Source organism: Stenotrophomonas sp. 05L413 (genome assembly GCF_056397945.1).
Genome location: NZ_JBFTOL010000001.1, coordinates 762,861 through 776,650, shown reverse-complemented (window position 1 = coordinate 776,650; position 13,790 = coordinate 762,861). Strand labels below are relative to the sequence as shown.

The window sequence follows — 13,790 nt, the reverse complement described above, 5'->3', positions numbered from 1 at the left end:
GATCACGCGGCCTGCGACTGCGCGTCCTTCTGCTGACGCTTGTAGTAGCCCGCCGAGCGCAGTTCCTCCGGATCGAAGTCGTCCACGGTGATCGTTTCCAGGGTGAGCGTGCGCAGCTCTTCGAGCAGGGTGCGCTCGTCCTGGGTGATCACGCCTTCGGCCACGGCTTCGTCCAGCTGGGTAACGAAGTCCAGCGCTTCGATGCCCTTGGTCTTGAGTGCCTTGATGAACTTGCGCTCCACCGGCTCGGCCATGATCGCCTTGGACAGGTAGCTGTTGATGCGGCCACCCGGGTTGTTCTCGCACGGGGTCAGGAACACGCCACTGGCCAGACGGTCGCGGGCTTCGTTGGGTGCCATCAGCAGTGCGGCCACGCGGTGGCCCAGGCGGTCGCCCGGGGCCTCGGCACGGCGGCCGAACGGGAAGATCAGCGCCCACATCAGCCAGCCGATCGGACGCACCGGGAAGTTGCGCAGGGCGGCCGACAGCGACTCTTCGATCTTGTGCACGCTGTCATGGAAGGCCCAGGCCAGCAGCGGCTGGTCGGCCACCGGTGCGCCTTCGTCGTGGTAACGCTTGAGCATGGCGCTGGTCATGTAGATGTGGCTCAGCACATCGCCCAGGCGGCCGGACAGCGATTCCTTGAACTTCAGCTTGCCGCCCAGCGTCATCATCGAGATGTCGGCCATCAGCGCCAGGTTGGCCGAGTAACGGTCCAGCTTGCGGAAGTAGCGGCGGGTGTAGGCATCGCCCGGGGCGGCACCGAAACGGGCACCGGTGAGGCCGAACCAGAACGAACGCACGGCGTTGGAGATGCCGTAGCGGATGTGGCCGAACAGGCTGCGGTCGAATTCCTGCAGCCCGGCACGGGTGTCCGGATCCTGCGCGGCCTTCATTTCCTTCAACACCCACGGGTGGCACAGGATCGCACCCTGGCCGAAGATCAGCAGGCTGCGGGTCATGATGTTGGCACCCTCGACCGTGATCGCGATCGGCGCGGCCTGCCAACTGCGGCCGGCGAAGTTGCGCGGCCCCAGGATGATGCCCTTGCCGCCGATCACATCCATCACGTCCGAGATCACTTCACGGCTCATGGTGGTGCAGTGGTACTTGGCGATGGCCGACGGCACCGACGGCACGTCGCCGCGGTCCACCGCAGCGGCCGTTGCCTGGCACAGCGCGCTGATCGCGTAGGCCTTGCCACCGATGCGGGCCAGCGCTTCTTCCACGCCCTCGAAGCGGCCGACCGACAGGCCGAACTGCTTGCGGATGCGCGCGTAGGCACCGGTCACCACGGCACCGGCCTTGGCACCGCCACTGGCGGTGGAGGGCAGGGTGATCGAGCGGCCCACGGCCAGGCACTCGTTGAGCATGTTCCAGCCCTTGCCGGCCTTCTCGGCGCCGCCGATCAGCTGGGTCAGCGGGATGAACACATCCTTGCCGCGGATCGGGCCGTTCTGGAAGGTCGAGTTGAGCGGGAAGTGGCGGCGGCCGATTTCCACACCGGCGGTGTCACGCGGCAGCAGGGCCAGGGTGATGCCGATGTCGCGGGTGGTGCCGATCAGGCCATCCGGGTCGTACATGCGGAAGGCCAGGCCGATCAACGTGGCCACGGGGGCCAGCGTGATGTAGCGCTTGTCGAAGGTGAGCTTGACGCCGAGCACCTGCTCGCCGTTCCACTCGCCCTTGCAGACGATGCCGTAATCGGGAATCGAGGTGGCGTCCGAGCCGGCGAACGGACCGGTCAGGCCGAAGCAGGGCACTTCACGGCCATCGGCCAGGCGCGGCAGGTACTGGTCTTTCTGTTCCTGGGTGCCGTAATGGTTGAGCAGTTCACCCGGGCCCAGCGAGTTGGGCACGCCGACGGTGGAGCTGACCACGCTCGACACCGAGGCCAGCTTCTGGATCACCTTGTGGTGGGCCAGCGCGCTGAAGCCCAGGCCGCCGTATTCCTTCGGAATGATCATGCCGAAGAACTTGTTCTTCTTGATGAAGCTCCACAGCTCTGGCGGCAGGTCGGCGTAGACGTGGGTGATTTCCCAGTCGTTGACCATTTTGCAGAGCTCTTCGACCGGGCCGTCCAGGAACGCCTGTTCCTCCGCAGTGAGCTGCGGCTTGGGGTAGTTCAGCAGGATGTTCCAGTCCGGATCGCCGGTGAACAGCTCGCCTTCGAAACCGACCGAGCCGGTTTCCAGCGCGATGCGCTCGGTCTGCGACAGCGGCGGCAGCACCTTGCGGAACACCTTCATCATCGGCGCGGTCAGCAGCGGCTTGCGGATGAAGGGCAGCAGCAGCGGCACGGCGATGACGGCGACGATGGCCGCAGCCACGATCGTGGCGGTCTGGTTGACGTACGGGATGAACCAGCAGGCGGCCAGCAGCACGAGGCTGATGATCGTCCAGGTGATCAGGCGCATCCGGTGGTAGGCGACGAACGCACCTGCCAACAGGACGACGAGGAAGGGAACGACAATGCTCATGAGCGTGCTCCGGTGACGTGCTCGGTAATGGCGGACGATGCGACGGCGGAGGCCGAGGGCAATACGTCCAGATAGTCCAACACAGTAGCGGTAAAGGCGTTGTTGTCATCACCGGCGACCATATGCGTGGCCTCCGGCAGCTGCACGTGGCGTGCATGTGGCACCAACGCAAGGAACTCGGCCACCGTCTGCGGGGTGACCAGGGTGCTGCGGCCGCCGCTCACCAGCAGCAAGGGACATTTCACCTGGCGCGCCGCCTCGGCGAGCGCGTCCTGGTGGTGTTCACTGTCACGGGCCAGCTCGGCGACCAGACGCGGGTCCCAATGCCAGCGCCAGCGGCCGTGACCGTCTTCGCGCAGCAACGCGCGCAGGGAATCGTCCGACTTGCGCGGGCGGTGCGGCACGTAGGCGGAGATCACATCGGCCGCCTGCGACAGCGAGGCGAAGCCGTCCGGGTGCGCGGTCATGAACATCAGGATCTTTTCGACGCCGGCGGTATCCCAGCGCGGGGTGATGTCCACCAGCACCATCGCCGAGAACAGGCCCGGCCAGCGCGACTCGGCGAGCAGGCCGAACAGGCCGCCCATCGAGGCGGCGATCAGGATCGGCGGCTGCGCCTGCTCGCCGGCCAGCACGATCAGATCATCGGCGAACTGTTCGCCGTGGTAGGAGCGTTCGGCCGGATTCCAGTCTGAATCGCCATGGCCGCGTGCGTCGTAGGACAGGGTCTGGTAACCGGCGCCGACCAGCGCGGAGGCGGTGGCCTGCCAGGCATGCCGGGTCTGGCCGAAGCCGTGGGCGAACAGCACGGTGCCGCGACGCCCCGGGCCCGACCGGGTGGCGGCCAGCACGGCGTTGTGCGCGCCGGTCAGTCGCTCATCGTCAAAACGGGGCAGAGTAGAAGAAGGAGTGACCATACTCGCTAGTATGGACCTGCCCTGTGCGATGTCAATACTTGGGGGTATGGTGGGCACATCCCTTGTGCGGCGAGGCTCCAGGCCCCCATGAGCACATTGACGTACTGCAACCAACCCCGGCGTATGGTTAAATCCACCTATGAATGAACCCGAAGCTTCCGCCGGCGAGCCACGTGCCGGCCGCAACAGCCGCCTCAGTGCTGAAGACTGGGCCCAGGCCGCACTGGATCTGATTGCCGAACAAGGCGTGGGCGCGGTCGCGGTGGAACCGCTGGCGCGGCGTCTGGGTGTCACCAAAGGCAGCTTCTACTGGCACTTCCCCTCGCGCGATGCGTTGCTGCAGGCCGCGCTGGAGCGCTGGGAGCTGTTCGAACAGGAGCAGGTGTTCGGCAGCCTGGCCGACGTGACCGATCCGCGCGTGCGCCTGCGCCAGCTGTTCCAGGTGGTGGCGCATGAAGTGCAGCCGCACATCATCTACAGCGAACTGCTCAAGGCGCTGGACCACCCGATGGTGCGTCCGGTCATCGACCGGGTCTCGCATCGTCGCCTGGAGTATCTGGTCGCCTCGTTCCGCCAGGCGGGGCTGAGCCGGACGGATGCGCAACACCGCGCGCGACTGGCCTACGCGGCCTATGTCGGCTTCCTCCAGCTGTCGCTGCAGCTGCAGCAGCCCAAGCAGGCCCGCGAAGATTTCGAGGCCTATGTGGAGCACGTGATCGAGACGTTGATTCCGCTCGGTTGACCGGCCCGTGACAGGCATGCAGAAGGCCGCGGAAACGCGGCCTTTTCCATGCGTGCCGTTTGCTGGCCACGCGCACCAGCACAAAAAACAACGGCCCCTTTCGGGGCCGTTGCATCAGACGTTGTTGATCAGTGGATCGATCAGAACTTCTGGTTGTACTTCAGGTAGACGAAGCGACCGATGTCGAAGCCGCCGTAGTAGGAGAAGCTGGAATTCGGCTGCGCATACATTGCCGGGCCGACCTTGTTGAACACGTTGTTGGCGCCGACGGAGATGCTGGCGTTCCACGGAGCTGCGTAGGACACCTGCAGGTCGTGGAAGGTCACTGCGCCGGTACGGTTCTGCGGATCGATGTTGCCCTGCGTTTCCGGTGCCGAGAAGTCCGGCAGGTTGCAGCGATCATCGAAGTAGCACGGTTCCTTGGTGCCGGAGAAGTAGCGCAGGCCCCAGTTCACCGACCAGTCATTCAGGCTCCAGCCCAGGTTGAAGTTGGAGCGGATCCGGAAGGTGCTGCCGTAGCCGTTGGCCTGATTCGGCACGGTGTCAGCTTCGTTGGTGGTCTTCGTCTCGTACTTGCTGACGTAGGTGGTGGCCCACTTGGCGCTGACGCGACCGTAGTCGGTGTCCAGAGCATAGTTGACGTCGATATCGAAACCTTCGGTTTCGGTATAGCCGGCATTGCGGTTGCCGTAGACCAGGGTGCCGACGATGTTGCCCAGCGACGGATCACGCTGGAACAGTGCGCAACGCGAGGTGACCTGGTTGACATAGCAGTCGCGCAGGATCGTGTTGGCGCTGTCCGAGACGATGGTGTTGTCGATGCGGATGTTCCACCAGTCGACGCCCACGCTCAGGCCACTGACGTAGCTCGGGCTGTATACGAAACCGACGGTCTTGGACTCCGAACTTTCCGGGGTCAGCAGCGGGTTGGAGCCCGAAACGAACGGCACCGGGCTCTGTGCTGCCGAGCCGACGGTCGGGATGAAGCCCTGCTGCAGCTGACGGTAACCCGGGCCGACGGCGGCCAAGCACTGCGGGCTGCCGCCGACGCTGCCATAGACGCTGTCGCACGGATCGACGAAGCTGGTCACGAAGGTCTGCGAACCGCCGCCGTAGAGGTCACCGATGGTCGGGGCGCGGAAGCCCTCGGCATAGGTGGCCCGGACCAGCAGGTCGTCGATCGGACGCCACTTCAGGCCGAACTTGTTGTTGACCGTGTCACCGAAGGTGTTGAAGTCGGAGTAACGGGTAGCCACGTCCAGCGTCAGTTCCTTGGCGAAGGCAAGGTCGGCCAGGATCGGGATGTTCAGTTCCAGGTAGAACTCGTCGACCGCGTAGGAGCCTTGGGTCGGGCCCGAGGCCAGGTTGGTCGAGTCGCCCGACTGGGCGATGGCATCCGGACGGAAGTTGCCATCCTCCTTGCGGTACTCGTAGCCGACCGCGAAGCCCAGGTCGCCGGCCGGCAGCGGGACGATGGTACCCGACAGGTTGGCGAAGTAGTTGTTCGTGGTGGTCTTGCCGGTCGCATGTTCCTCACGGTAGAGGTACTTTTGAACGTTCGGATCCGCCAGCGAATTGGCAACCGCGCCGGTGCCGAAGCCCGCGAAGGGATTCCACGGCACGCAGCCCGGGATCGCCGCGGCGGGCGAGGTGCCCGTTGCGGGCGTGTAGCACTCCAGCTGCCCCTGCGCATTGACGCGCGACGGGCCCACCGCATTGCGCACGGCCGGGATGTAGAAGTTGCCGTTGTTGGTGATGTTGACGTTGTTTTCGTTGTACAGGTAGCCGGCATCCCAGTTGAAGTACCGGTCACCAATCTCGAACGCGCCTTCCAGCGACGCGGTGAAGCGCCAGGTCGTCATGTCGGTATCGGTGGTACGCGGCACTTCCCAACCACGACGGCGCCAGTTGACGGCCGAAGCGCCACCGGTCGGGTTGAAGGCGCTCAGCGCCGACATCGGGGTGTTCACGCCGGCGGCCTGCGACTGCAGCGGGTAGCCTGCGATCTGACGGTTCGACTCACGCTTGGTGTAGGACAGGTCGCTGGTGAAGCGGACGTTGTCGGTGATGTCGTAGTTGGTGTTGACGTACAGCGAACGGCGCTCCAGCGGCGTCAGCAGGTGCATCTGCTCCGTCGAACGGCTGCGGTCATCGGCGTTCTGGTCATGGAACTGGCTCGCGCCCAGGGCGGTGCCGCCACGGTTCGGTGCCTGCCAAGCGCCGGTGGTGCCGCGACGCCAGTTGCCCCACTGGCCGACGACGGAGTAAGCGCCACCGTCACCGACGCCCGGGTAGGTGTCCAGGCTGAACGGACGATCCTTCGCCCAGACGCCCTCTTCCTTGTGGTACTCGGCACCGACGGTGACCGAACCGCGATCGCCGGAGAAGCCGACCATGAAATCAGCGGTTTCCTTCTTGCCGTCGCCCTGGCTGTACTGGCCGGTGTAGAAGTTGGCTTCAGCACCGTCGAAGTTCTTGCGGGTGATGATGTTGATCACGCCGGCCATGGCATCGGAGCCGTAGATCGACGAGGCGCCGTCCTTCAGGACGTCGATGCGCTCAACGATGACGGTCGGGATGGTCGAGACGTCCTGGAAGCCGTCCGGCGAAATGCCCAGACGCTTGCCGTTGACCAGCACCAGCGTACGCTGCGGGCCCAGGTTGCGCAGATCGATGTACGAACCACCGGCTTCCTGGTTGGAGGTCAGCGGCGAGGCGCGGCTGAACGACGGGCTGCCCGCGGCAGAGATGTTCTGCAGGATGTCCGCGACCGAGCTGAAGCCCTGGTTCTGGATGTCTGCGCGGGTGATGGTCAGGACCGGCTGGGCGGTTTCCACGTCAACCTGGCGGATGCGCGAACCGGTGACCGAGATACGGTCCAGGTTGGTGGTGCCAGTGGTTTCCTGAGCGACGGCGCTGCCGGTGCCGGCAGCGCTGGCGATCAGCGCGAGGACGACGGCGTCGCGCAGTTTGTTGCTGTTGCGGTTCATTGGGCTCTCTCTCCAAGTTGACTTGGGTGCAACGTGTTGGGATGGGCTTCAGCGCGGGGACGAAAGGCGTTCCCAATCCGTGAAGCTGACTCGATAGTAACCACGTGCAACTAAAAATTAAAGAGCCGTTAATGTTCCATGTGATTTAGGTGAAATTCGGCAAAGCCTTTGCGGTGTAAGGCTTTAAGCGATATCTACAGCCTAAACAGTCTCATTTGTTAAGATTTTTGTTAAAAAAAATTCACCCTGAATGGGCCGTGCGCGCCCTTGACAGGCAGCCCAAATGAAAAAGGGCGCCTCATGGAGGCGCCCTTTGGATCACGTGTATTGACGGGTCGTCGCAAAGACAGGTCAGAGATCCTGCTCGTACCGCACGTAGGGCACGGTGCCTTCGTCGGTGCTCTCGTTGCGCGGGGCGAACGGATTCTTGCCACGGGTGACCACGTTTTCGGCACCGACGGTGAGCTGGCCGCTCCACGGGGTGCGCCAGGTCAGGCCGACGCCCAGGCCTTCCCACTTCCCGGGCTGGCCGGGTACATCGACCACACGGCCAATGATGTTGCCGCTGAAGTTGCCATAGCCGGCGCCGATGGTGAGGCTTTTGCTGTCCCAGCGGTCGACGATCGCCGGTGAGGCATCCGCGATGGGGACCAGTCGCGCTTTGGCGTAGGTGCCACCGATCGAGACGAAGCCCTCACGGCCGATGTTCTTCTGCCCGAAAACAGTCAGATCGTTCTGTTCGGCGCGCAGCGATGGGGATTTGTTGGGGCCAGCCAGCCAGGCGGGTAAAGTGTCGCGGCCGCTGCCGGCGGTGATGCCCACGCGGCCACCGGGGCGGTTGAACGCGGCGGTGCCACTGACGCGGCGGCTGAGCGTGTTGTCCTCCTCATCGCCCAGCGTCGCCAGCATGCAGTGACTGGCCAATCCGCTGATGCTGGTGCCGCGGCTGCTGTTGCACAGCAGCCCCAGAGAGTCACCCGAGGACAGGCCGAAGGCCGCATCCAGCGAGCTGCGCCCGAAGTGCCAACGGGCACCAACGGCCTGTTCGCCGGTCGGCTCCAGGTAGAGCAGCGCCTCGACCTTGCCGCTGCCCTTGTTCCAGACCGGCAGCACGGTGCCGTCCTGCTTGCCCTTGGCCTGCGCATGCGCGCCCGAGATCGCGCCTAGGGCGATCATCAGGGCCAGCGGTAGACGCAGAAGGGAATGCATGGGAACTCTCAGACAAGCGCGGTGAACACAAGTTCCCGCCGAAGCGGGAGATTGATCCTAGGGCGTTTATGATTTCTTAACAAGTCTTGGTTCTCCCCAGAACAAAACTCGTAGCAAAATTACTGAAGCCGTTCAGGTGCCGGCGAAGATACGTCCATCTCGCGGAACAGTATGTCGAATTCCGTCAAGGGAAAGTGATACTCCTGCCCGCAGAATTCGCAACGCACTTCGACCGCGCCCGTAGGCTCGGCGGCGGCCCGGGCCTCCTCTTCGCCAATGGACTGCAGCATGCCTTCGACCCGCTCGCGCGAGCACGAACAGGCAAAGCGCAGGGCCTTGTCGCCGAGCAGTTCCGGCGTCTCTTCATGGAACAGGCGGTGCAGCAGGTCATGGCCCGGCACCTCCAGCAGTTCCTGCTTGCCCAGGGTCTCGAACAGCGCGCTGGCACGCGACCAGCCGTCCTGATCGCCTTCATCGCCCGGCAGCTTCTGCAGCAGCAGGCCTGCGGCGCGGGTGCCGTCGGCGGCCAGCAGCAGGCGGGTGGGCAGCTGTTCGGACTGGCGGAAATAATCTTCGAAGGCTTCGTCCAGACCGGCTGCGGTCAGACCGACCAGGCTCTGGTAGCGCTGCGGTTCGCGCGGGTCCAGGCCCGGGTTTTCGATGGTGATCGCCAGCAGCGCATCCTCGCCCAGCGCGGTCAGGTCGCGCGGCGCGTCGCCGCCGCCGTCGGCCAGCTGGACGATGCCGCGCAGCGTGCCGGCCGCGGTGCACTCGGCGAACAGGGTGCGCATCGCGGTGTTGCTGCGCAGCTGGATCGACAGGCGGCCATCGACCTTGGTGTGGCCGGTGAACAGCGCCGAGGCCACGCTGGCCTCGCCGAGCAGTTCAGCGGCGCCGGGCGGATAGACCGCGTGCGACAGGATCTCCCGCCAGGTGTCATCAAGGTGCACGTGCACGCCGCGGACGCCGGCATCGGGGAGCAGGAAACGGACAAGGGAGTCGGATTGGGCGGTCATCGGTTCGGTGGCTGCGCGAAAGGAGTGCCGGTTGCCGGATAATGCGCCGACAACCGTGCAAGTAAAGGATGCACCAGTAATGGGGGCAGAGCGCAGCAACCTCAAGGTCGAGCCGGACCTGGAACCGTCACGTCCCCGCCGCCGGCACTGGAAGCGGCTGCTGTGGCTGCCGGTACTGTTTGTCGGCTTCAGCGTGCTGCAGGTGCTGGCCCTGCGTTTCATCGACCCCCCCGTATCCAGCGTGATGCTGTGGCGCTACGGCGAAGCGTTGGGGGAGGGCGATTGGAGCTACCGGCTGCACTACCAGTGGCGCGACCTGGACCAGATGGCGCCGAGCCTGCCGATCTCGCTGGTGGCCGCCGAGGACCAGCGCTTCCCGGAACACAACGGCTTCGACCTGCAGGCGATCGAGAAGGCCCGGGATCACAATGCGCGCGGGGGCCGCCTGCGCGGGGCCAGCACAATCAGCCAGCAGGTCGCCAAGAACCTGTTCCTGTGGCAGGGCCGCAGCTGGATCCGGAAGGGGCTGGAGGTCTGGTACACGGTCCTGATCGAAGCGCTGTGGCCGAAGTCGCGGATCCTGGAGATGTACGCCAACATCGCCGAGTTCGGCGACGGCATCTATGGCGCGCAGGCGGCGTCGCGGCAGTATTGGAACAAGGACGCCTCACGCCTGAGCCCGGCTGAAAGCGCACGGCTTGCTGCGGTGCTGCCATCGCCCCGCCGTTACAGTGCCGCCAAGCCTGGCCCGTATGTGCAGCGCCGCGCGGCGTGGATCCAGCGGCAGGCGCGGCAGCTCGGCGGTGGGGCGTACCTCAGCGACGAGTGAGCGTTCATGTACGTGATTGGCTGACGCTACAATCGCCGCATGAACAGCCCACGCCTGACGGTCGTCGTCGCCGCCCACAATGAAGCGCTCGCGCTCCCGATGCTGCACCCGCGGTTGCGGGCGGTGCTCGATACGCTGGAGGGCATCGATGGCCGCGTGGTGTATGTGGACGACGGCAGTACCGACACCACCTGGGCCGTCATGCAGGGATTGGCCGAGGCCGATCCCTGCGTCGGCGCGCTGCGCCTGTCGCGGAATTTCGGCAAGGAAGCCGCGCTTACGGCTGGACTCGATGTCGTCGACGACGGCGCGGTGATGATCCTCGATGCCGATGGCCAGGATCCGCCGGAGCTGATTCCCGAGTTCGTCGCGTTGTGGCAGCAGGGCTATGACAACGTGTACGGCACGCGCCTGGTGCGCGATGGGGAAAGCTGGCTCAAGCGCTCCACCGCCAAGGCGTTCTACCGGGTGATCGGACGCCTGTCCAAGACCCCGATCCCGGCCGATACCGGCGATTTCCGGTTGCTGTCGCCCCGCGCGCTGCAGGCGCTGGGCCAGTTGCGTGAGCGCCACCGGTTCATGAAGGGGCTGTTCGGCTGGGTGGGCTTCCGCCGCAAAGCGCTGCCTTACCACCGCCATGCACGGCTGATCGGCGAGAGCAAATTCGGCTTCTGGCGGCTATGGAATTTCGCCCTCGAAGGCATCACCGGATTCTCGACCGCACCGCTGCGGGTGACCACCTACCTGGGCCTGGCCGCGGCGAGCTTCGCGTTCCTGTTCGCGATGGTGGTGGTGCTCAAGGCGGCGCTGTACGGTGACCGCGTCGCCGGCTGGCCGACGATGATGGCCGTGATCCTGTTCCTGGGCGGCATACAGCTGATCGCGCTGGGCCTGATCGGTGAATACCTGGGGCGGCTGTACGAGGAATCCAAACAGCGCCCGCTGTACCTGATTGACACCTGGCAGGTCCCGTTCGTGGCAGACTCGGCCGTGCATCCCATCGGTGGAGAGCAGCGAGATGACCACGGTACGACAGCTGTTGGAAGGCAAGTCCCCTGAGGTATTCGCCGTCACCCCGTCCTCGGCGGTGATCGATGCGATCCGGTTGATGGCCGAAAAAGGCATCGGCGCGGTGTTGGTGATGGAAGGCCGGCAACTGGTCGGCATCCTTTCCGAGCGCGATTACGCGCGGAAGATCGTGCTGCACGAGCGCTCCTCGCGAACGACCGAAGTCCGCGAGATCATGACCCCGAAGGTGGTGACCGTCGCGCCTGGCGAGCAGGTGGAGCACTGCCTGCAGCTGGTCACCGATTACCGCATCCGCCATCTTCCGGTGGTCGATGCGAACGGGGTCCTCGGCGTCATTTCCATCGGCGACCTGGTCAAGTCGGTGATCGACGAACAGGCGCAGAAACTGGATCAGCTGCAGCAGTACATCGTCGCCGGCTGAGCAGCGCTGGGTCCCGGCGGGCGGGCCGACGCTGCGTCGGCCCGGCGCGCGAGGCGTCGCGCTGACGAGGCCCTGCGCTTATTTGGCATAGCGGCCACCGCAGTTGCTGTCTTCGCCCGGGCCGGTTTCGATCGTTGCCAACAGGGCGGCAGGCGGTGCGATGCTGCCCAATGCCAGCGCAATCGCCCCGCGGATGCCCAGCGCCTTGAAGTCCGGCCGGAACGAGGGATCCTTGAAGGTACCGCCGATGCGCAGCGGCGATCGCAGCGCCAGGATGCTCATGTCCTTCGGGCGCGGGCGCAGCAGCAGGTCCAGCTGCTCCTGCTTCAGGTCCACCTTGCCTTCGCCGAGGATGAGCGTATCGGTGGTATCGAAGGCCAGCGAGCGCGACTGCATCACGCCGTTGTCGACCCCGAAGTCGCCCCATGCGCAGCGCAACGGAATCTGCTTGTCGCCGGTGAACAGAAATTTCAGCGATTCGGCCACATCCAGCCCGGCCAGTTCCATGATCAGGTTCCCGACATGGCCGCGGCCGATCCCGACCGCCACCGTGCCATCGGAACTGCCCAGCATGGCGGCGATGGAATTGCCCTGGCCGGTCAGCTTGACCTCACCACTGATGCCGCCGGAGGCCTGCTCGGCCAGTGTCGCATCGGGGAACAGCTTGCCCAGCTGCACGTTGCGGATGGTGGCCTGCAACTGCGTGGAAATAGCCTGCTTGCGGGCATCCATCCGGATCGTGCTGCGGATATCACCGCCGGCCACACCGAAGTTCAGCGGTTCCAGGCGCAGCAGCCCGTCATTGAGTTTGAGGTGCGCATCCATGTCATCCAGCGGCAGTGCCGGTGAATTGATCCGCTGCGCTTTCCAGCGCACATCGGCATCCATCGCGCGCAGCTTGGACAGGTTGTACGGCGTATCCGGCAGCACCTTGGCACTGGATGCCAGCGCGGCCGCCTTCGCCTTCTGCTCGGCGTTGGCAGACTCCCCCGCGCCGGTCTTCGGCGGTGCCCCGATGAAGCCGGCCAGATCGTCGAAGTCCAACCGTTTGGAGACCAGATCGGCCGTCAGGAACGGCCGGTCACCGCTCACATCGATCTGCGCGGTCCCGCCCAGATCGCTGTCACCGGCGGTACCGGTGAAATTCTCATAGCGCCAGATCGCATTGTCGCGCTTCAACCGACCCTTGAGCCGGTAGGGCGGGGTGGAGGGAATCGCCACGCCGATCAGCGGGAACAGATCCTCCATGTCCTGCCCGCTCAGCATCAACTCCAGATCGAACACGCGCAACTGGAACGGATTGGTCAACGTCCCACTGGCGATCGCGTGCGTATTGCCGGCGCGCCCATCCAGATGGATGCGGAACGGATGCCCGGTATTGGTCAGCTCCAGCGGCGACTCGGTATTGCCCGCCAGCGAGAACGGATTACCCTGCCAGCGCCCTTTGCCCTTCACCAGCAGCGGCGGACCACTGTCCTTGTCGCGTGGCTTGCCACTGTCGAGCGACACCAGCACATCGGTCCGGCCCGCCGCATCCCGGAACTGCAGCCGCCCATCATCGACCAACAACCGCTGCAGCACCGGCGGATCACCGTCGCTCGGCCCCAGGAAATCCCAATTGCCCGGCTGATTCTTCTCCGGGGCCGTTTCCAGCAACAGATCCGGCCGCGTCAACCGGATCTCCGGAATCCGTACCTGCCCACGCAGCAGCGGCCACACCCGCACATCGATCTCCACCCGATCCGCCGTCGCCATCTGCGGCTGCTTGGCCCACGTCGCATTCGCAAAGGTCAGCCCATCGCCCCGCACCGTCGTCACCCGGCCCAGATCGACATCCAGATCCCCGTTGATATGGAACTCCCGCCCCGTCTTGGCCTGCACCGCCCGTTCCACCGGCCCCTTGAACCAATTCCAATCCCACAACGCGATCAGGATCAGCAGCGCAGCGAACAGAAACACCAGGATCGCCAACCACCGCTGCCCCCGCTTGCCAGGACGACGCCAGCGCCAGCGGGAACGGGAAGGAGCCTCGGACGGAACAGGGGAGGGCACAGTATTCACATCCCCATGGTTGCCCTTGCATCGTGCAGGCAACGCGAAGCATTGGTAAGGGTAGTGTCAGGGTGAGGCGTGTCGACCATCGGGGTCGCCGTTGTA

The 13,790-nt window shown here is 65.1% G+C and carries 10 protein-coding genes; 4 read left to right on the top strand and 6 right to left on the bottom strand.

Annotated elements, in window-relative coordinates:
* Positions 1-2: 2 nt before the first annotated feature.
* Both AC1DIQ_RS03445 and AC1DIQ_RS03440 read right to left on the bottom strand, forming a co-directional pair.
* Positions 3-2,480, bottom strand: coding sequence for an acyl-CoA dehydrogenase (locus AC1DIQ_RS03445; protein ID WP_152151949.1), 2,478 nt, complete (start codon positions 2,478-2,480; stop codon positions 3-5).
* Positions 2,477-3,397: an alpha/beta fold hydrolase gene (locus AC1DIQ_RS03440; protein WP_478049440.1), complete on the bottom strand. Its 921-nt coding sequence runs from the start codon at positions 3,395-3,397 to the stop codon at positions 2,477-2,479. Before AC1DIQ_RS03440 ends, AC1DIQ_RS03445 begins: the two co-directional genes overlap by 4 nt.
* A gap of 139 nt (positions 3,398-3,536) precedes the next feature.
* On the opposite strand from AC1DIQ_RS03440, the gene AC1DIQ_RS03435 reads away from it, so the two are divergent.
* Entirely contained in the window at positions 3,537-4,139 is a 603-nt protein-coding gene (locus tag AC1DIQ_RS03435; RefSeq protein ID WP_019185113.1) for a TetR/AcrR family transcriptional regulator, read from the top strand.
* Between the two features lie 140 nt (positions 4,140-4,279).
* Here the strand turns inward: AC1DIQ_RS03435 and AC1DIQ_RS03430 are convergent, their stop codons facing one another.
* The 3 genes from AC1DIQ_RS03430 to hslO form a co-directional block, all read right to left on the bottom strand.
* Positions 4,280-7,129: a TonB-dependent receptor gene (locus tag AC1DIQ_RS03430; RefSeq protein ID WP_121038983.1), complete on the bottom strand. Its 2,850-nt coding sequence runs from the start codon at positions 7,127-7,129 to the stop codon at positions 4,280-4,282.
* A gap of 351 nt (positions 7,130-7,480) precedes the next feature.
* The gene (locus tag AC1DIQ_RS03425; protein ID WP_183073752.1) at positions 7,481-8,305 is read right to left on the bottom strand and encodes an XOO1806 family protein; all 825 of its coding nucleotides are present in this window, start codon (positions 8,303-8,305) and stop codon (positions 7,481-7,483) included.
* A gap of 152 nt (positions 8,306-8,457) precedes the next feature.
* On the bottom strand, positions 8,458-9,354 hold the full coding sequence (gene hslO, locus AC1DIQ_RS03420; RefSeq protein ID WP_121038977.1) for an Hsp33 family molecular chaperone HslO: 897 nt from the start codon (positions 9,352-9,354) through the stop codon (positions 8,458-8,460).
* Positions 9,355-9,433: 79 nt separating this feature from the next.
* Here hslO and mtgA point away from each other — a divergent pair, with 79 nt between their 5' ends.
* Genes mtgA through AC1DIQ_RS03405 form a run of 3 tightly spaced genes read left to right on the top strand, consistent with a single transcriptional unit; the run spans position 9,434 to position 11,633 of the window.
* On the top strand, positions 9,434-10,183 hold the full coding sequence (gene mtgA, locus AC1DIQ_RS03415; protein WP_282260749.1) for a monofunctional biosynthetic peptidoglycan transglycosylase: 750 nt from the start codon (positions 9,434-9,436) through the stop codon (positions 10,181-10,183).
* Between the two features lie 39 nt (positions 10,184-10,222).
* Positions 10,223-11,242: a glycosyltransferase family 2 protein gene (locus AC1DIQ_RS03410; RefSeq protein WP_282260751.1), complete on the top strand. Its 1,020-nt coding sequence runs from the start codon at positions 10,223-10,225 to the stop codon at positions 11,240-11,242.
* Positions 11,202-11,633 carry a CBS domain-containing protein gene (locus tag AC1DIQ_RS03405; protein WP_088432945.1) on the top strand — a complete coding sequence of 144 codons (432 nt, stop codon included), beginning with the start codon at positions 11,202-11,204 and terminating at the stop codon, positions 11,631-11,633. Before AC1DIQ_RS03410 ends, AC1DIQ_RS03405 begins: the two co-directional genes overlap by 41 nt.
* Positions 11,634-11,711: 78 nt before the next feature.
* Here AC1DIQ_RS03405 and AC1DIQ_RS03400 read toward each other — a convergent pair whose 3' ends face one another.
* Complete coding sequence (locus tag AC1DIQ_RS03400; protein ID WP_282260752.1) at positions 11,712-13,694, bottom strand: AsmA family protein; 1,983 nt, start codon at positions 13,692-13,694, stop codon at positions 11,712-11,714.
* Between the last annotated feature and the right edge of the window lie 96 nt (positions 13,695-13,790).